This window comes from Jeotgalibacillus marinus (assembly GCF_040801915.1).
In the GTDB taxonomy this organism is placed as follows: domain Bacteria; phylum Bacillota; class Bacilli; order Bacillales; family Jeotgalibacillaceae; genus Jeotgalibacillus; species Jeotgalibacillus marinus.
Genome location: NZ_JBFMIA010000315.1, coordinates 1 through 232 on the forward strand (window position 1 = coordinate 1; position 232 = coordinate 232).

At 43.1% G+C, this 232-nt stretch carries 1 protein-coding gene; it reads right to left on the bottom strand.

Annotated features, from left to right (window positions below; genetic code table 11):
- Positions 1 to 198, bottom strand: coding sequence for a hypothetical protein (locus AB1471_RS17985; protein ID WP_367781080.1), 198 nt, complete (start codon positions 196 to 198; stop codon positions 1 to 3).
- Positions 199 to 232 lie beyond the last annotated feature (34 nt).

Below are 232 nucleotides of genomic sequence, written 5' to 3' on the forward strand. Positions count from 1 at the left end.
CTATTTTCTAGTACCCGTGTATGGAATATCCGCTTTGCTTTCCCCCATCGTGATTTCCACCTCAAGGATGGTGTTCGCCGTAACTGCAATGGGAATTTCAGTGGAAATCGTTTCACTGACAGTATTTTGTTGTCCCCAATTCCATGTTTTGGTCACTTTCCTCTCGAATTCTTCCGAAAATTTTCCGAATCCTTCCACGCCTCCAGAAATAGAAACAGAAACTCCAACCTAT